Origin of the sequence: Rhizobium phaseoli (genome assembly GCF_010668805.1) — a bacterium.
GTDB classification, from domain to species: domain Bacteria; phylum Pseudomonadota; class Alphaproteobacteria; order Rhizobiales; family Rhizobiaceae; genus Rhizobium; species Rhizobium phaseoli_A.
In genome coordinates, this window is sequence record NZ_WUFT01000002.1 from 279618 (window position 1) to 298877 (window position 19260).

Sequence of the window (19260 nt, forward strand, 5' to 3'; positions counted from 1 at the left end):
CGATGACGAACGGACGGTTTGCCCGACCTCGCTCACTTGCGCGGCCTTTCCTCCTGCATTGCCGCCGTTACGCTTCTCAGCAGCGGGCTCGACAGCAGATCCTCCAGCAAGACCGACAGCTTCGGCTTCCAGTTCGGATAGCTGTCGCTGGTGCCAGGAATATTGGTCGGTTTTTTCTCGTTGGTGAGGTCGGCAAGTCGCACAGCGGTTAGAAGCGATGGAGTCCGAGCAATGAAACGGTAGGCGCCAACGGTCAGATCTTTCTGCGTCTCTTCGCTTGCCCGCGCCGCCGTGAGCCGGGGCGGCAAGTCGAGGCCGGCGGCCTTGAATGCCGCTTTCAGGTATCTCCGCTCCCGCTTGCGGTGTTTGAGATGTTCTTCGGTAAGATCGGCCGGTACGATGCCGTGTTCACAGCGATCCTGAATATCGGCGCCGCGCCACCAGCCGGCAAGCGTCTGGTGGTCATGCGTCGAAATGCAGGCGAGTGCGCGGACGGGATAGGCATCGGCCGGCCTGAAGCCCTTCTCGTCCTGTTCATAGGAAAAGATCCGGTAGGAGAGAATGCCGGCAGCGGCCAGATCTTCCTGCAATCCTTCCGGGATCATTCCGAGGGCCTCCCCGATGACGAGGCATCGGTGTTCGGCGGAAGTCTCGGCGAGGATCTGCAGCAGCCGATCCTCGGGATAGCGGACATAGGCGCCGCTCTCCGGCCTGTCGCCCAACGGCACCAAAAAAAGGCGGCGGATTGCCGGCGCGTGATCAATGCGAATGGCGCCCGCGTAGGGCATGGCGGTTCTGACCATGCGCCGGTACGGCGACATGTCCCCTGCAGCAATTTTTGAAGGCAGGTATCCAGCGAGGTGCCAGTCCTGGCCGTCGACGGCGAATGGATCGGGAGGGCTGCCGATTGTGGCCTTGGAGACATAGACATCCGGCTCGCTCCATGTCGCCGAGCCATCGACCGCTTCCCCGACGGCAAGATCAAGATAGAGCCCGATGCGCAAGCCGGCCTTGCGCGCCTGATCTGCCGCCTGCATTAATTGCCGGTGGGCGAGCCACTGCAGCCACATGTGGAAACGAACATCGTCTGGGTGCTCGCGTTCAAAATCGGTGACGGCAGCGCTGTCAACGCGCTGGAACTCGGCTGGCCAGCGTTGCCAGCCGGCGCCCGCACCCCGCTCGACCATGGCAAACGAGAGGCATTCGAACAGCGCATGCAGCCGCAGGCTGTCACCGCCTCGCGCGACAAAGGCATCGAAATCGGCCGGATCATGAGCCTTGTCACTGACACCACCCTGTCGCCATGCCGACCAGAGATCACGAAGCGCTCCAAGCTTTGTTCGCGCGACGCCGATGTAATCGACGAGATCGGATTGGCGAAGGCGCTCCAATTCCCGTTCGAGTTCGCGATTGCTGGCAAACCCCGGCACCTGGTCGACTGCGATATAGAGCGGGTTGAGATGCTGGCGGCTTGACGGTTCATAGGGGCTGCAACGATCGGGATCGGCGAGGAAAGGCGCGTGAAGCGGATTGAGCCCGATGAAATCCGCCCCCAGCGATCCCGCCAGATCGGCCATATCAGCCAGATCCTTGAAGTCTCCTATGCCCCAATTGCGCGTCGACCGGAGTTCGTAGAGCTGCAGGCTCATGCCCCAGACGCGCGTGTCGGAGAGGAAATCCGGCAGAAATGACACCGGGATATTCGCGCCCGCCGGCTTTGTTTCCCGCCACGGCGCTCCAGTCTCAACCGTCCCCGTCAATTCGATGTTCAGTGCAGAGAGTATCTTACGCTTGGTCTCGGCCGATATCACCACCTCCCGGTTCTCGGGGCTGGGCCTGGTTGAACTGATGCCGTGGAGGCGGGCGAGCTTGTCGACCTCAGCGGATTTCATCAGTCGATCCTTTCCTCGCACCGCCGTCACGCCTCGCTCATGCTCCAGATCACCGTCCAGGGCGCGAGATCACCGCCATCGCTGCGGCCCAGACAGAATATCGTCTCAGCGTCAAGCTGTTGCTGGTCGAGCGGCGACACCGCATCGTCGCCGAGGTTGGCGCGCAGATGAAGATGCCGGCTTTCCGCAAGGGTCCAATCCACCGCGATCGCATTTCCCGCCGAGCGGTAGACCGCGCTTCCACCGGCCGCACCCTTTAGCAAAGGAACGATCCTCCGGTGCCGGAGGTCGAGAAGTGTCCGGTAATATTCAAGCACGTCAGAGGCAGTGCGTTTCGACCAATCCAATTTGGCCGCAGCAAAGGTCGATGGCGCCGTCGGGTCGAGAAGGTCCTCGGCGTCGAAGCCCGGCAGACGCGAAAGCTCCTCGCGCCGGCCTTTCCTGACCTTCTCGTTCAGTTCCTCGTCGAAATCGCAGAAAAACGGGAAAGGCTCTGCAGCACCCCATTCCTCGCCCATGAACAGCATCGGTATCTCCGGCGCCAACAGATAGATTGATATGACGGCTTTGACGGCATCTGCCGGGCTCGACACCATGACCCGGTCGCCCTGCGCCCGATTGCCGATCTGGTCATGGTTCTGGATGAACGAGATGAAAGCCGTTGGCGGCAGGTGACCGCTCGGCTTGCCCCGACTTCCCCCGCGATAGGGCATGTGCTCTCCCTGGAACACGAAACCTTCCGCCAGTGCCCGGCCGAGCTTGCCGGCGTCGCCGGCGTAGTCGGCGTAATAGCCGAAGGTTTCACCGGTGGCGGTGATATGCAGCACATGGTGGACGTCGTCGTTCCACTGGGCCGTGAATAGCTTTGCTTCGCCGTTTTCGTCACGCTTCAACAGGTCGCTGTCATTCTCCTCGTTTTCAACGATCAGATGAACGTGCCGGTCGCCGGCTGCAACCCTGACGCGGCGGGCAAGCTCGTAAAGAAGATGCTCGCCGCTATCGTCCTTGATCGCGTGAACGGCATCGAAGCGGAAGCCGTCGAGCCTGAATTCGGTGATCCAGTAGACGGCGTTCTCAATGACATATTCACGGACCATCTGAGATCCGTCGCCGTCATAGTTGAGGCCGTGGCCCCAGGGCGTCTTGTGATGGTCGGTAAAGAGCGGCGCATAGGAAGGGATATAATTCCCGTCAGGTCCGAAGTGGTTGTAGACCACATCGAGGAATACCGAGATGCCGCGCTCATGCGCCGCATCCACCAACGCCATGAAATCCTCCGGCCGGCCATAGCTGCTGTCAGGAGCATAGGGCAGCACGCCGTCATAACCCCAGCTGTAACGGCCGGGGAATTCGCTGACCGGCATGATCTGCAACGCCGTGACACCTAACTCCCGCAGATGATCGAGCCGCTCGATCGCAGCTTCGAAAGTCCCCTCCGGCGTGAAGCAGCCGATATGCATCTCGTAGATGATCATCTCTTCCCAGGGCCGGCCGGTCCAGTCATTCGTCTTCCAGCGATAGGAGGACAGGTCGATCACTTCACTCGGGCCGTGTACATCCTGCGGCTGGAATCGCGAGGCGGGATCGGGAATTTCGAGACCGTCGGGCAGGACGAAGCGATAGCGCGTGCTGGGATGAGCGTCTTTGACCGTGCAATGATGCCAGCCGTCTTCAGCAGCCTGCATCGGGCGCGGCTCGGCGCCTTCGATCTTCAACGACACGCTTTCATGCAGGGGAGCCCAGAGGCGAAACAGAATCCCGTCTTCGATGAATGCGGGGCCGAACGTCATTTTGGTCAAGGGAAAGCCTTCGGTGAGTGGGGATAGATTTATTTAACTTTTGCGGGAGCAAAAAGTTTCGTCCGCAATTGGACACGCAAAAGCGGCAACGGTCGCGGGGATGACCGCGCTGCTCGCCTCGGTATGTTTACGCTTCGATCGTCAGGCCGCAGCGACTTTACCCGAGAGTGCCTTATCCATGGCCACCTGAAGCTGTTCCTGTGTGAACGGCTTCGTCATCCTGAGCATCCGGCCGAGGCCGTGGTCTTCAGAAAACTCGGCATAGCCCGAGGCGAGGATGATCGGCAGGCCCGGGAAGGCCGAGCGGAGGTGGCGCGCAAGCTCGGCGCCTGTCATGCCGGGCATGGCATGATCGGTGATGACGAGATCGCAATCCCGTCCGTCGGCGAGGAATTCCAGGGCCTGCGAGGCGGAAGACGCCTCCCGCGGCAAGTGCCCCAGATCCTCCAGCATCGCCACGGTTCCCGTTCGGACAAGCGCGTCGTCATCGACGACCAGAATGGCAAGCGCTCTCGACACCGGTTTCAGAGGCTCCGTCGCCGGAGGCTCGACGACCGGCTGTACCTCAACGAAAGTCTCGGCGACGGGCAGCCACAGGGATATCGTCGTGCCGCTGCCCCTGGCGCTCGATATCTGGATCGAGCCCCCGGATTGGGCCGCCAGACCATGCACCATCGACAGGCCGAGACCGGTGCCCTTGCCGACTCCCTTGGTGGTGAAAAACGGTTCAGCGGCACGCGAGACGGTGGCCTCATCCATCCCCTCGCCATCGTCCGACACCGATATCCGGATGTAATTCCCGCCCGCGAGACCGGCCGGCCGAGCTTCTTCGGCGGCCGCCGCGGCAACCGTCACGGCGCCGCCGCTTTCGAGTGCATCGCGAGCATTGACGAACAGGTTGAGCAGCGCCAATTCCAGTTGGTTGCTGTCCACCAAAAGGGGTGCCAGATCTGCCGGAATGCGCTTGCGGATTTCGACGCGCGGCCCGACCGCCTTGGCAAGAAGATCCTCGACGTTTTCGAACAGCCTGAGGAAATCGACCGCCTGCGGCTTGAGTTCCTGGCGGCGGGCGAAGGCAAGCAGGCGCTGGGTCAGCGCCGTGCCGCGCTCGGCCGCCTGGATCGCATTCGTCAGCAGACGTTCGCTGCGTTCATCGGCCGGAAGCCGCTTCTTCAGAAGGCCCAGACTGCCGAGCACTGCCATGAGAAGATTGTTGAAGTCATGCGCCACACCGCCGGTCAAATGGCCGATCGTATCGAGCTTCTGCGCCTCGAACAGTTGCGCCAGCGCCTCCTCGCGCTCGCGCGTCTTTTGATCGATCCGGTGCTCCAACTCCTCGTTGAGCTCCCGCAACTGAGCGGCCGAGGCCTCGAGCTCGGCGGTGCGCTGGCGAACCCGGGCCTCCAGTTCCGTATTCAGCCGTTCGAGTTCCCGCGTCTTCCTATAGAGATCGGCAAAGACCCGGACCTTGGCTCTCAGCACCTCGGGCACGATCGGCACGGAGACGTAGTCAACGGCGCCCACCGCATAACCGCGCAGCCGATCGGGTTCGGCCAGCATGACGGCGGAGACGAAGATGATCGGCGTGTTCTGATACCGCGGGTGTTGCCGGATCATGCCGACAAGTTCGAACCCATCCTGCTCGGGCATGCAGACATCGACGAGGATCACGGCGATCTCGGTGCGCAACAAATGCTCGAAGGCTTCGCGCGCCGATTGCGCCTTGATGAGGTTCTCTTTGAGTTCTTCGAGTATGACCTCGTAACTCAAAAGCTTTGCGGGTTGATCATCGACGAGGAGGATGTTGACGGGGTTCATGGCCAGGTCCTCAGCGGTGCAGCCACATGCGAAGAGCCGACAAAAGCTGCTCGGTATTGACCGGCTTCGCCAGATAGTCGGAGGCGCCCGCTTCCAGGCATTTCTCACGGTCGCCTTTCATCGCCTTGGCCGTCAGCGCCAGGATCGGCAGCCGCCGGAACCGGGGCTCCGAACGGATGACCTGCATCGTCTCGTAACCGTCCATTCCAGGCATCATGATATCCATCAGCACGATCGCAACCGAGTGTTCGTTGTTGATGACGTCGATGGCTTCGCTGCCGGTTGTCGCGGTCAGCACCCGCATTCCCCGGCGTTCCAGCACGCTGCTCAGCGCGAAGATGTTGCGGGCATCGTCGTCGACGAGCAGTACAGTCTCGCCGACAAGATCCTCGTCCGAGCTGTGCAATTCCTGCAGCGTCGCCTGTTTTGCAGGTGGCAGGTCGGCGAAGACCCGGTGCAGGAACAGCGCAGTTTCATCGAGAAGACGTTCCGGAGACTCCACGCCCTTCACGACGACGCTTCGCGCCATGCTGTGCAGCGTCGCATCTTCCTCTGGAGAAAGCTCCCGTCCGGTGAATACGACCACCGGAACCTCACCGATCTCGGCGTCGTCGCGTATTTTCTCCAGAACGTCGAAGCCGGACATGTCCGGAAGGGAAAGGTCGAGCACAACACAGTCTGGAGGATCCTGCCTGAGGGCGGCGAGTGCTTCCGATCCGGAGCCGACGCTGGTGATGTCGATGTCGTCATGTCCGAGAAGGGCAGTGACGCTCAACCGCTCGGCCTCGTTGTCTTCCACGAGCAACAGATGCTTGCGGCGCGGTTGCGCATAAGCTTTCAAGCGCGACAGCGCCTTGCCGAGGCCCTCCGGCGTCGTCGGCTTGCTCATGAAGGCGAAGGCACCGCGGGTCAGCCCATGCTGGCGATCCTCATCGAGGCTGATGATCTGCACCGGGATATGCCGCGTCTGCGGGTTCTGTTTGAGCTGGCTGAGCACCGTCCAGCCGAGCATATCGGGCAGGAATATGTCGAGCGAGATCGCTGCCGGCCTGTAGTCCTGCGCGAGTGCCAACGCATCGCCGCCACGCATCGCCACCAGAACCCTGAATCCATTGTCGCGGGCGAGATCGACCAGGACGCGGGCATAATGCGGATCATCCTCGACGATGAGCAGCACCGAATCGCCGGCCGCTATCCGATGACGATCGTCTTCAACATGTTCGGCAGGTTTTTCGGCTCGTCGGCTGGCTGCCGCCTCGGCGAATTCCACGACATTTGCCGGTGGGGCTGATTTCGGCGCAACCGCGCCGGCACCGACATAGGTGAGCGGCAGATAGAGGACGAAGGTGCTGCCGACGCCGGGCGTGCTGCGGAGCTGGATCTCACCCCCCAAGAGGTTTGCCAGCTCGCGGCTGATCGCCAGACCAAGGCCGGTGCCGCCATATTTGCGGCTCGTCGAGGCATCCGCCTGCTGGAACGCCTCGAAAATGATGCGCTGCTTTTCCGGGGGGATGCCGATGCCGGTGTCAACGACTTCGAAGGCGATAACCGAAGGCGCATGCCGGAGCGAGGGATGATCGGGCGACCAGCCGCTTGCCGCCAACCCGACACGAAGCGTGACGCCGCCTTGCGCGGTGAATTTAAAGGCGTTCGACAGCAGGTTCTTGAGGATCTGCTGCAGCCGCTTCGAATCCGTAATGATGCTCTTGGTAATATCGCCACCGACCTCGACCGCGAATGACAGGCTCCGATTTTCCGCCTCATGCCGGAATGGCCGGGCCATCATCTCAAGCAGGTTGCTGAGGAAAATCTCCTCGGCATCGACCGACACCGTTCCGGACTCGATCTTCGACAGGTCGAGGATATCGCTGATCAGGTTGAGGAGATCGGTTCCGGCGCCGTGGATGGTCTTGGCGAACTCGACCTGTTTTCCCGACAGGTTGCCATCCGGATTTTCCCCCAATTGCTGGCCGAGGATGAGGATCGAATTCAGCGGCGTGCGCAGCTCATGCGACATGTTGGCGAGAAATTCGGATTTGTACTTCGATGTCAGGGCCAGCTCGGTTGCTTTTTCCTCCAGCGCGCGCCGGGCCTGCTCGATCTCCTGGTTCTTCGCCTCGACTTCGACGTTGCGTTCTTCCAGCTGCTGCGCCTTCTGACCGAGCTGCTCGTTGGTCTGCTGCAACTCGCGTTGCTGCGTCTGCAACTCGGCGGCGAGCTGTTGGGACTGTTTGAGCAGGCCTTCGGTCTGCATAGTCGCTTCGATCGAGTTGAGCACGATACCGATCGACGTCGTCAGCTGGTCGAGGAATGACAGCTGCAGCTCGGTGAATTCGCCGGCGGAGGCAAGCTCGATCACTGCCTTCACCTGCCCCTCGAAATGCACCGGCAGCACGATCGCGCTTCGCGGCAGGGTCGTGAACACGCCGGAACTGATCGGAACGACATTATCGGGAAGGTCGGTGACCAGGATGCGGCGAGCATCGCTGGCACATTGGCCGACCAGTCCCTGGCCGAATTCGAGCCGTGCCGGGTGCGCCGCCTCGACCCCTTGCGCATAGACGGAGAGCAGAGACAAGACCGGCTGCCGCTCATCGGCATCCACCTGGTAGATCACCCCCTGATGCGCTCCGACCAGCGGCGCCAGCTCCGACAGCAGCATCTTGCCGACCAGCGTCAGATCGCGCTGTCCCTGCAACATGTTGGTGAAGCGCGCCAGGTTGGTCTTCAACCAGTCCTGCTCGGTGTTGCGCTCGGTGGTGAGGCGCAGGTTGTCGATCATCGTGTTGATATTGTCCTTGAGCTCGGCCACTTCACCGCGCGCGTCGACCTTGATCGAACGCGTCAGGTCGCCCTTGGTAACCGCGGTCGCCACCTCGGCAATGGCGCGCACCTGCGTCGTCAGGTTGGCGGCAAGCAGGTTGACGTTGCCGGTCAAATCCTTCCAGGTCCCCGCCGTACCCGGCACATTCGCCTGGCCGCCAAGGCGGCCTTCCACGCCGACTTCGCGCGCCACCGTGGTCACCTGATCGGCGAAGGTCGCGAGCGTATTGGTCATGTTGTTGATGGTTTCGGCGAGCGCTGCCACCTCGCCCTTAGAGGCGACGGTGAGGTTCTGCTTGAGGTCGCCGTTCGCCACCGCCGTCACCACCTTGACGATGCCGCGCACCTGCTCGGTCAGGTTGGCGGCCATGACGTTGACGGTGTCAGTCAGGTCCTTCCAGGTGCCGGCCACTCCAGGCACCTGCGCCTGGCCGCCGAGCTTACCTTCGGTGCCGACTTCGCGGGCGACACGCGTCACCTCACCGGCAAAGGCGTTCAGCTGGTCCACCATCGTATTGATGGTGTTCTTCAACTCGAGGATTTCTCCCTTCACGTCGACGGTGATCTTGCGCGACAGGTCACCGCGCGCCACGGCGGTCGTGACTTCGGCGATGTTTCGAACCTGGGTCGTCAGGTTGGCGGCAAGCAGATTGACGTTGTCGGTCAGATCCTTCCAGGTGCCGGCGACCCCCGGAACGACTGCTTGACCGCCGAGCCTGCCATCGGTCCCAACTTCGCGCGCCACACGCGTCACTTCGCCGGCGAAGGAGCGAAGCTGATCGACCATGGTATTCAACGTATCCTTCAGCAGCAGGATTTCGCCGCGCACGTCGACGGTAATCTTGCGCGACAGGTCGCCATTGGCGATTGCGGTCGCCACCTCGGCGATATTGCGCACCTGCGCCGTCAGATTGCCGGCCATCGAGTTAACGCTGTCGGTCAGGTCCTTCCAGGTGCCGGCCACACCGGAGACCTGCGCCTGGCCGCCAAGCTTGCCTTCGGTGCCGACTTCACGGGCGACACGCGTCACCTCGCCGGCAAAAGCATTCAGCTGGTCCACCATCGTGTTGATGGTGTTCTTCAGCTCGAGGATTTCCCCTTTCACGTCGACGGTGATCTTGCGCGACAGGTCGCCGCGCGCCACGGCGGTCGTGACTTCGGCGATGTTTCTCACCTGGCCGGTCAGGTTGGAGGCCATGGAATTGACGTTCTCGGTCAGGTCCTTCCAGGTGCCGGCGACACCCGGCACCTGCGCCTGGCCGCCGAGTTTGCCCTCCGTTCCCACCTCGCGCGCGACGCGCGTGACTTCGGAGGCGAACCGGTTCAGCTGGTCGACCATGGTGTTCAGCGTCTCCTTGAGCTCGAGGATTTCCCCCGAGACCGACACCGTGATCTTCTTCGACAAGTCGCCATTGGCGATCGCGGTCGAGACCTCGGCGATGTTGCGCACCTGCGCCGTCAGATTGCCCGCCATGGAATTGACGCTGTCGGTCAGATCCTTCCAGGTGCCGGCAACGCCGAGCACGTTCGCCTGGCCGCCGAGCCGGCCTTCCGTGCCGACCTCGCGTGCCACACGCGTCACTTCGCCGGCAAAGCCGTTCAACTGATCGACCATCGTGTTGATGGTCTCCTTCAGCTCGAGGATTTCTCCGGACACAGTGACGGTGATCTTCTTGGACAGGTCTCCCTGAGCGACGGCGGTGGCGACTTCGGCGATGTTGCGCACCTGGCCCGTCAGGTTGGAAGCCATGGAATTGACGCTGTCGGTCAGATCCTTCCAGGTGCCGGCGACGCCGCGCACATTGGCCTGGCCGCCGAGCCGGCCTTCGGTTCCGACTTCGCGTGCGACGCGGGTGACTTCCGAAGCGAAGGCGTTCAGCTGATCGACCATCGTATTGATGGTTTCCTTCAGCTCGAGAATCTCACCCTTCACGTCGACGGTGATCTTCTTCGACAGGTCGCCATTGGCAATTGCGGTCGAGACTTCGGCGATATTGCGCACCTGCGCCGTCAGGTTGCCGCCCATCGAGTTGACGTTTTCGGTCAGATCCTTCCAGGTACCGGCAACGCCGCGCACATTGGCCTGGCCGCCAAGCCGGCCCTCGGTGCCGACTTCGCGGGCAACGCGGGTCACTTCCGATGCAAAGGCATTCAGCTGGTCGACCATCGTGTTGATGGTCTCCTTCAGCTCCAGGATTTCCCCCGACACCGTCACCGTGATCTTCTTCGACAGGTCACCATTGGCGATCGCGGTCGAGACCTCGGCGATGTTGCGCACCTGCGCCGTCAGGTTGGAGGCCATCGAATTGACGTTATCGGTCAAGTCCTTCCAGGTGCCGGCGACACCCGGCACCTGCGCCTGTCCGCCAAGCCGGCCCTCGGTGCCGACTTCACGCGCCACGCGCGTCACCTCGCCGGCAAAGCCGTTGAGCTGGTCGACCATGGTGTTGATGGTTTCCTTCAATTCCAGGATTTCGCCCGAGACGTCGACGGTGATCTTGCGCGACAGGTCGCCGCGGGCGACAGCCGTCGTCACCTGGGCAATGTTGCGGACCTGGGCGGTCAGGTTGCCGCACATGGCGTTGACGCTGTCGGTCAGATCCTTCCAGGTGCCGGCCACACCCGGCACCAGGGCCTGCCCGCCGAGCTTGCCCTCGGTGCCCACCTCACGGGCAACGCGCGTCACTTCCGAGGCGAAAGACCTCAACTGGTCGACCATGGTGTTGATCGCTTCCTTCAGCTGCAGGATCTCGCCGCGCACGTCGACAGTGATCTTCTTGGAAAGGTCGCCGTTGGCAACGGCGATCGTCACCTCAGCGATGTTGCGCACCTGCGCCGTCAGGTTCGAGGCCATCGAGTTCACGCTCTCGGTAAGGTCCTTCCAGACGCCCGTCACTTCAGGCACCTGCGCCTGTCCGCCGAGTTTTCCGTCGGTGCCGACCTCGCGCGCCACGCGCGTTACTTCCGACGTGAAGACGCTCAGCTGCTTGATCATCGTGTTGACGATATCGGCCGAGCGCAGGAATTCGCCCTTCAGCGGCCGGCCGTCGACATCGAGCGGCACGGTCTGCAACAGATCGCCCTTGGCGACTGCGGTGATTGTCCGCGTGACGGCCGTCGTCGGCCACAGGAGATCGTCGATCAGGCCGTTGATCGAGCCTTCCATCTCCGACCAGGACCCGTCGGAGAGACCGAAGCGCACCCGCGTGCTCGTCCGCCCGTCCCGGCCGACCACCTGGCCGACATGTTCGAGCTGCTGGGCCATACGCTGATTGCCGGCGATGATGTCGTTGAGGGCATCGGCGATCTTGCCGGTGACGCCGGTCAGATCCGACCGCATCCGCACGGAAAAATCGCCGCGCCGGACCGCAACAAGGACCTCCAGAAGGGCACTGGCGTCATCGAATGCCATGGTTTTGTGGTCGTGCCCATTGACGCCGTCTGCCGCAACGACATCGCGCGAAAATTCACTGGTCTGCTTGCTCACGAAATCCCCCTTGTTCGACTGGAGGTAAATTAGTGCTCAAGTGGAAAAAGGGTATGGCTGAGGCGCGCGGTTGCACAGATCGCTGCATCGGGCGTCAGCCGTCAAGTTTCGCCTGCGCGGGAACAGTTTCCGGCCGGCCGTCGTTTCCAACCTGAAAATGGAGAGCGACATGTCGAACGTCTCAAGGACAGGCAAGGAAGAGATTAACAACGCGACCAGCCCGACCACCTTCGGGCGGTCGGTCGAGAGCCAGGCGCAGATGCAGGATGCGGCCGCGCAAGCCTCCCCCGACACCGGCGACGAAATGCTGAACATCTACCGGCTGGAACCGATCGCCAAGCCCGACGATCCCAGATGGGCCAACGCTCCCGGTCACGGCGTTATTGTGGTGGCCGCCAGGACGCCGGGCGATGCGAGGATCGTCGCCGCAGCTCGCGAGCTCGACTTCATGGAAGTGGATGCAGCTCCGGCCGAAGATGTCACCACGGTCAATGCCAGCGCCTTTCGCGACGACAAGCTTTACACCGTCATCGAGATCGATCGGGATAGACGCGACATCAAACGCGGCATCGTCGACGGTGTGGTTTCGGTCAACACGATCCGACCGGTCGAACCGGATTAAGACCCTCTTTTCATTGGAGCTCTCATGAATACGGCCAACCTGCAGCTCAAGGGCCTGATCATGGCAATGGTCTCGATATGCGACGCAGTCGTCGAGAAAGAATTGCTTACCCATCAGGAACTCAATGCCGCGCTCGCGAAAGCCAGGAAGGCCGTCGAAGATGATGACGACAACGAGCTGTCCGATTCCAACCGCGCAGCCATCCTGTTTCCCATCCGTGTGCTGATGCTCGCCGACGAGGCAAACAAAAGGGGCGAGCACTTCACTTTTTCAGACTATGCAAAGCTCGTGGGTAAGCTCACCTGAACATATTCGACAGCTTTACTCTCGCCAATATTGACGTCTGCTCGGGTGCACTGCGGGTCCGTCACGGAGGTTCGGGCCGCCCGTAAGCCATTCGAAAGTTTTTTCGAAATGGGCTGAACAGTGACGGGGGCATCACACCATCAACAAGGTCACTACAGCGATTTTTGCGATAAGTTGATTTATTTTGTCTTGTTTTCCCGCTGTTCCTGAGGCTATACCCCGGCCGCATACACTATACACTCACCCACCGGGGATTTCTTCGTGACCAGCCTCAAATCGCTTCTGGCCGCTTGCGGCCTTTCAATCCTGATCGGCCTTGCCGCAAATCCCTCGCTGGCCGGTTCGACGACTTACCCGCTGACGCTCGAAAACTGCGGTGAGCAGGTGACATTCAAGAAGGCGCCCGAGCGGGCGATCGGTCTTGGCCAGAACAGCGCTGAAATCCTGCTGCTGCTCGGCCTCGAGGACAAGATGGTCGGTACCGCCTTCTGGCCGAGCAAGGTCTTGCCGCAGCTCGCCGAAGCCAATGCCAAGGTCAAGCTTCTCACAGTCGAGATGCCCACCTTCGAATCGATCCTGGCCGAAAATCCCGACTTCGTAGCGGCCGCCCTGCCGAGCCTCGTCGGGCCGAACAGCAAGGTCGCCAAGCGCGAAGATTTCGACAAGGTCGGTGTCGCCAGCTATCTCTCGCCCGGCACGTGCCTCAGCACCAAGGACGTGAAGGACCAGTATGGCAGCCGCGCCGAGTTGTGGAAGATGGATCTTCTTTACAAGGAGATCGACGAACTCTCGCAGATCTTTAACGTCGCCGATCGTGGCCAGGCGCTGATCGCCGACTTCAAGGCGCGTGAGGCCAAGCTTCGTTCCAGCGTCTCGAAGGACGGCAAGAACCTCTCCTACGTCTTCTGGTTCTCAAGCCCCAGCCCGTCCGCCGACGCCTATCTCGGCGGCAAGAACAGCGCCTCCGGCTTCATCGCCGACCTGCTCGGCGGACACAATGCGATATCAGCGGAAGCGGAATGGCCGACGCTCGGCTGGGAAGCCATCATCGCCGCCAATCCCGACGTCATCGTCGTTGCCAGTCTCGACCGCAACCGTTGGGAGCTCGACAAGCCGGAGGCCAAGATCAACTTCCTCAACACCGATCCGGCCGTCAGCCAGATCACTGCCGTCAAGAACAAGGCGATCATCGTCATGGACGGCCAGGCGATGAACCCGACCGTCCGTACGATCTACGGCGCCGAACAGGTTGCAGGCCAGTTGAAGGCTCTCGGTCTGTTGAAGTGACGGAAGCGGACCGTATCTTCCGGCAGCTGGGAACCGCCGTCGCGCTGCTCCTCGCCTCCTTATGCCTCGTCGCTGTCGCCATTGGCGTCAGCGTCGGGATCGGCGACCTGCCGATCCCGCTTGCAACGACGTTTTCGGCCGTCACCAACCGGCTGGGATGGACCGCGGTCGAGCTGAACCGCATCCATGAGACGGTGATCTGGGATTATCGCCTCAGCCGGGCGCTGGTCGCCGCCTTCTGCGGCGCGGGTCTGGCGCTGTCGGGTGCCATCATGCAATCGCTGCTACGCAATCCGCTGGCAGAGCCCTATGTGCTCGGCATCTCCGCCGGTGCCTCCACAGGCGCTGTCGCAATCGTCATCTTAGGCATCGGCTCGGGCGCGATATCATTGTCGGCCGGAGCCTTTGCCGGCGCCTTCGCCGCCTTCTTCTTCGTGGCGCTGCTCTCGAACGGCACACGCGGCGGCGCGGACCGCACCATCCTTGCCGGCGTGGCTGCCTCGCAACTCTTCAATGCCTCGACCTCCTATATCGTCACCACCTCGGCCAATGCGCAGCAGGCTCGCGACGTGATGTTCTGGCTGCTCGGCAGCTTCAGCGGCGTGCGCTGGCCGGAATTCGCGCTGGTCTCGGTTGTCGTCGGCCTCGGCCTTGCCACCTGTCTGTTTTATGCCCGCGTGCTCGACGCCTTCGCTTTCGGCGACGAGGCGGCCTCCTCGCTCGGCGTCGATGTCGGCCGCGCCCGCATGGTGCTCTTCGCGCTGACGGCGATGATGACGGCGACGATCGTCAGCATGGTCGGCTCGATCGGCTTTGTCGGCCTGGTCGTGCCGCATGTCGCGCGCTTTGTCGTCGGGCCGTTGCATATCCGGCTGCTGCCGGCCTGCGCCATCGCGGGAGCGATCTTCATGGTGCTCGCCGATATTGCCGCGCGCGCCCTCATTCCCAACCAGATCCTGCCGATTGGCGTCGTCACGGCGCTCGTCGGCGTTCCCTTCTTCTCGATCATCCTTTACCGGTTCCAGCGCGCGTCATGAGCATTAAGGCCGACAACCTCACCTGGAAAATTGGCAGGAAGACCATTCTGGACGGCGTCTCCCTTGAGGCGCAGCCGGGCCGGATGCTCGGTCTGCTCGGCCCCAATGGTTCGGGCAAGACTTCGCTGCTGCGGCTTCTCGCCGGGTTGAAGCGGCCGCATGCCGGCCGCGTCACGCTCGACCACAACGATATCGGCGCGATCAGCCGCCGCTCGATCGCCCGCCGCATCGCCTTCGTCGAGCAGCATGCGACGACAAATGCCAATCTGAAGGTCGTCGACGTCGTCAAGCTCGGCCGCTTCCCGCATCGTTCCATATTCTCCGGCTGGACGAGAGCCGACGAAGAGGCGGTCGAAGCAGCACTCGCGCGCGCCGGCATGGCGGAGAAGCGCGACGATCGCTGGCAAAACCTGTCGGGCGGCGAAAAGCAGCGCACCCATATCGCCAGGGCGCTCGCCCAGTCGCCTAGGGAATTGATCCTCGACGAGCCCACCAACCATCTCGACATCCAGCACCAGATCGGCCTGATGCGGCTCGTCTCCGGCCTGCCGATCACCAGCATCGTCGCCCTGCACGATCTCAACCATGCCGCCATGTTCTGCGATGAGCTGATCATCATGCAGCAGGGCAGGATCGTCGCTACCGGGGCGCCGCAGGACGTGCTGAGCGAGAACCTCTTGCGCGACGTCTTTTCCGTCGAGGCCCGCATCGAAGCCTCGCCCTATCATTCGCGCCCGCATATCCACTATCTCAGATGAGAGTGGCCGCTCTCACGTCACGATCTGCAGCGGCAAAGCAGTCGTCTTTTTCAGCGTCTTGAGGACGATGCTTGATTTGACCGAGGCCAGATTGTCGGTGACGCGGATCATTCTTTCGAGAAATTGGCTGAGATGGTCGAGGTCGCGCGTCATGACCTTCATCAGAAAATCGGCATCCCCCGTCTGCGAATAACACTCCAGAATCTCCGGCGCGGTTTCGATAAAGCGATGGAGCCGCTCGTTTCCGCCTTCCGTATGCGCTCTTAGGCTGACAAGAGTATGAGCAACGACGGCAAAACCCAGTTTTGCAGGATTGAGGATGGCGACGACGCTCTGGATGTACTGCTCATTGCGCAGCCTTTCCAAACGGCGTGCGCATTGGGTCGCGGAGAGATTGACCTTCTGCGACAACTCACCCTGCGTTACTTCACTGTTTTGCTGGAGGGCGGCGAGCAATTTGATATCGAACTGGTCAAGCATGCCTCACCCGAAAGAAGGATATTTTCGGCATAATATAGCCACATAACGCAGAATGTCTGCATCCTTATATCATGGTAGGCAGATAATCGCATAAAATCGCCGCGGAAGTTCCGTTAATCTCCAGCCATTGGATAAAACGGAGGTGGACTTGTGTTTGAGAAACTGAACAACCGGCCAGCCGACAGCCTGCTTGCCCTCATCAAGGCCTTTCAGGTCGACGAGCGCAGCGGAAAGATCGACCTCGGCGTCGGCGTCTATCGCGACGCCATGGGCCGCACGCCGGTGATGCGAGCCGTAAAGGCGGCGGAGCAGTTTCTTCTCGAGACCCAGGACAGCAAGAAATATCTCGGCCCGGAAGGCGACCTGCAATTCGTCCGCCTGCTACAGCCCATCATTTTCGGCAAATCGCCAAAGTTCGATCATCGCCTTGTCGGCATTCAGACACCCGGCGGCAGCGGCGCGCTGCGTCTCGGCGCCGAGCTCATCCAGACGGCAAACCCATCGGCGAAGGTTCTGTTGGGGACACCGAGCTGGCCGAACCACGCGCCGATCTTTGCCTCGGCGCGCCTGGCCGTAAAGGACTACGCCTTCGTCGATCTGACGTCGCAACAGGTCAAATTCGAAAGCGTCGTCAATGCTTTGTCTTCCGCTTCGGAAGGCGATGTCATCCTCCTTCACGGTTGCTGCCACAATCCGACCGGTATCGATTTCACCATGGAGCAGTGGCTAGAGATTACCGAGCTCCTTGTTGCGCGCAAGCTGGTGCCGTTCATCGATCTTGCCTATCAGGGGCTTGGGGACGGTCTTGAACAGGACGCCGCACCAACCCGCATGATCCTCGACGCGGTCGACGAGGCGCTGATCGCTTATTCCTGCGACAAGAATTTCGGTCTCTATCGCGAGCGCGTCGGCGCGCTCTACGTCATGACCCGCAATGTCGACGACATCGGCAAGGCCGAAAGCAATATGGCCGCCCTTGCCCGTGTGAACTGGTCGATGCCACCCGATCATGGCGCGGCGATCGTCAGAACCATTCTCGAGAGCCCCGAAATATCGGCAATGTGGCACGCCGAACTCGAGGAGATGTGCGAGCGTGTCAACGGCAACCGCGCGGCGCTCGCCGCCGCAGCCCCCGATCTGGCCTTTATCAGCCGGCAGCGCGGCCTGTTCTCCAATCTCTCGATGTCGAAAGAAACGGCCGCGGCGCTGCGCGCCAAACACGGCATCTACATGGCCGATTCCGGCCGTATGAACCTTGCGGGCATGCAGCTGGCCGATGCCGGCGCAATCGTGACCGCACTTCGCGCTGAAGGCTGCTTGAAATGAGCAAGAAGGAAACGACCGGCCAGGCGATGACCCGTTCGCTCGTCGCCCATGGGATCGACACGGTGTTCGGCATCCCGGGCGCCCACATGTATGATTTCAACGATGCCCTCTACGGCGCCCGTGACCAGGTTCGGTTCATTCACACAAGGCACGAACAGGGCGCCGGATACATGGCCTACGGCTATGCCAAATCCACCGGCCGGATCGGCGCCTACACCGTCGTCCCCGGCCCCGGCGTCCTCAATTCCGGCGCGGCGCTCTGCACGGCTTACGGCGCCAATGCGCCGGTGCTTTGCATCACCGGCAACATCATGTCCCATCTGATCGGCCAAGGCAGAGGGCAGTTGCACGAACTGCCCGATCAACTCGCGACGATGCGTGGGATTACCAAGACGGCGGAGCGCATCAATCACCCGTCGGAGGCCGGTCCCGTCATGGCCGAGGTCGTCAGCAAGATGCTTTCCGGCCGCCAAGGCCCGGGAGCTGTCGAAGCCCCTTGGGATGTATTTGGCCAATCCGGCCCTGAAATCGACCTGCCCGTCGGCGTGAGAGCCCCGCACCCAGCCGTGAACCACGATCAGATCGCTGCCGCAGCGGCGTTGATATCAGCCGCCAAGAACCCGATGATCATGGTTGGCGGCGGTGCCGTGGAGGCCGGCGCCGAGATCGCCGCGCTTGCAGAATTGCTGCAGTCGCCCGTCACCTCCCATCGCTCCGGCAAGGGTATCGTCGCCGACGACCACCCGAACTATCTGAGTTTCGTCGCCGCCTATGAATATTGGAAGAAGACCGACGTTCTGATCGGCATCGGCAGCCGGCTCGAATTGCAGTTCATGCGATGGAAATGGCTGCCCAAGGACCTCAAGATCATCCGCATCGATATCGATCCGACCGAAATGGTCCGCCTCAAGCCCGGTGTTGGCATCGTCGCCGATGCCACGGCGGGAACGCAGGCTCTGATCGATGCACTGGCAGGCATCCGGCGTGAGGATCGCACCCGCGAATTTGCCGAGCTCAACGAAGACGCCAGATCCCGGTTCTCGGAAGTGCAGCCGCAGCTTGCCTATCTCGATGCCATTCGTCAGGCTCTGCCGAGAGATGGCTTCTTCGTCGAGGAAGTCAGCCAGATGGGCTTTACCGCCCGTTTTTCCTTCCCGGTCTACGGCCCGCGCCAATACGTGACATGCGGTTATCAGGACAATCTGGGTTTTGGCTTCAACACCGCCTTGGGCGTGAAGGTCGCCAATCCCGACAAAGCCGTTGTGTCCGTTTCCGGCGATGGCGGCTTCATGTTCGGCGTTCAGGAGCTTGCCACCGCCGTCCAGCACAAGATCGCTGTCGTCGCCATCGTCTTCAACAATTCGGCCTATGGCAATGTTCTGCGCGATCAGAAGCAGGCGTATCATGGCCGCTATCTTGGCTCGGATCTGACCAATCCGGATTTTGTCGCGCTTGCCGAAAGCTTCGGTATCCGCGCATTCAAAGTGACGAGCCCCGGCGAACTGAAAACCACCATCGAGAAAGCCCTGTCTCTCGACGAACCGGTTCTCATCGAGGTTCCCATCGAAAAGGGATCGGAGGCGAGCCCCTGGCCTTTCATTCATCCGGCTCCGCACGCCGATTGA

12 protein-coding genes are annotated in these 19260 nt (G+C 61.6%); 7 read left to right on the forward strand and 5 right to left on the reverse strand.

Going from position 1 to position 19260, the window contains the following annotated elements; genetic code table 11:
• Positions 1-32 precede the first annotated feature (32 nt).
• The 4 genes from malQ to GR197_RS04540 all read right to left on the reverse strand — a co-directional run bounded on the left by malQ (position 33) and on the right by GR197_RS04540 (position 11819).
• Positions 33-1892 (reverse strand): 4-alpha-glucanotransferase, encoded by a 1860-nt coding sequence (gene malQ / locus GR197_RS04525; protein WP_164006991.1) that lies wholly within the window; start codon positions 1890-1892, stop codon positions 33-35.
• Between the two features lie 26 nt (positions 1893-1918).
• Positions 1919-3691, reverse strand: coding sequence for a malto-oligosyltrehalose trehalohydrolase (treZ, locus tag GR197_RS04530; protein ID WP_164006993.1), 1773 nt, complete (start codon positions 3689-3691; stop codon positions 1919-1921).
• A 141-nt stretch (positions 3692-3832) separates the two neighbouring features.
• Positions 3833-5509, reverse strand: a complete 1677-nt coding sequence (locus GR197_RS04535) for a response regulator (protein WP_164006995.1) — start codon at positions 5507-5509, stop codon at positions 3833-3835.
• A 10-nt stretch (positions 5510-5519) separates the two neighbouring features.
• Positions 5520-11819, reverse strand: coding sequence for a HAMP domain-containing protein (locus tag GR197_RS04540; RefSeq protein WP_164006997.1), 6300 nt, complete (start codon positions 11817-11819; stop codon positions 5520-5522).
• Positions 11820-11976: 157 nt separating this feature from the next.
• Between GR197_RS04540 and GR197_RS04545 the strand changes: the two genes are divergently transcribed.
• The 5 genes from GR197_RS04545 to GR197_RS04565 all read left to right on the forward strand — a co-directional run bounded on the left by GR197_RS04545 (position 11977) and on the right by GR197_RS04565 (position 15829).
• Positions 11977-12441, forward strand: a complete 465-nt coding sequence (locus GR197_RS04545; RefSeq protein WP_164007242.1) for a hypothetical protein — start codon at positions 11977-11979, stop codon at positions 12439-12441.
• 24 nt (positions 12442-12465) lie between these two features.
• Complete coding sequence (locus GR197_RS04550; protein ID WP_164006998.1) at positions 12466-12747, forward strand: hypothetical protein; 282 nt, start codon at positions 12466-12468, stop codon at positions 12745-12747.
• 261 nt (positions 12748-13008) lie between these two features.
• Entirely contained in the window at positions 13009-14034 is a 1026-nt protein-coding gene (locus tag GR197_RS04555; protein WP_164007000.1) for an ABC transporter substrate-binding protein, read from the forward strand.
• Positions 14031-15071 carry an iron chelate uptake ABC transporter family permease subunit gene (locus GR197_RS04560; RefSeq protein WP_164007002.1) on the forward strand — a complete coding sequence of 347 codons (1041 nt, stop codon included), beginning with the start codon at positions 14031-14033 and terminating at the stop codon, positions 15069-15071. The genes GR197_RS04555 and GR197_RS04560 overlap by 4 nt, the downstream gene beginning before the upstream one ends.
• The gene (locus GR197_RS04565; RefSeq protein WP_164007004.1) at positions 15068-15829 is read left to right on the forward strand and encodes an ABC transporter ATP-binding protein; all 762 of its coding nucleotides are present in this window, start codon (positions 15068-15070) and stop codon (positions 15827-15829) included. The genes GR197_RS04560 and GR197_RS04565 overlap by 4 nt, the downstream gene beginning before the upstream one ends.
• Positions 15830-15841: 12 nt before the next feature.
• Here GR197_RS04565 and GR197_RS04570 read toward each other — a convergent pair whose 3' ends face one another.
• Positions 15842-16309, reverse strand: coding sequence for an Lrp/AsnC family transcriptional regulator (locus GR197_RS04570; RefSeq protein ID WP_164007006.1), 468 nt, complete (start codon positions 16307-16309; stop codon positions 15842-15844).
• A 150-nt stretch (positions 16310-16459) separates the two neighbouring features.
• Here GR197_RS04570 and GR197_RS04575 point away from each other — a divergent pair, with 150 nt between their 5' ends.
• Positions 16460-17635, forward strand: a complete 1176-nt coding sequence (locus GR197_RS04575; RefSeq protein ID WP_164007008.1) for an aromatic amino acid transaminase — start codon at positions 16460-16462, stop codon at positions 17633-17635.
• Positions 17632-19260 (forward strand): thiamine pyrophosphate-dependent enzyme, encoded by a 1629-nt coding sequence (locus GR197_RS04580; RefSeq protein ID WP_164007009.1) that lies wholly within the window; start codon positions 17632-17634, stop codon positions 19258-19260. Before GR197_RS04575 ends, GR197_RS04580 begins: the two co-directional genes overlap by 4 nt.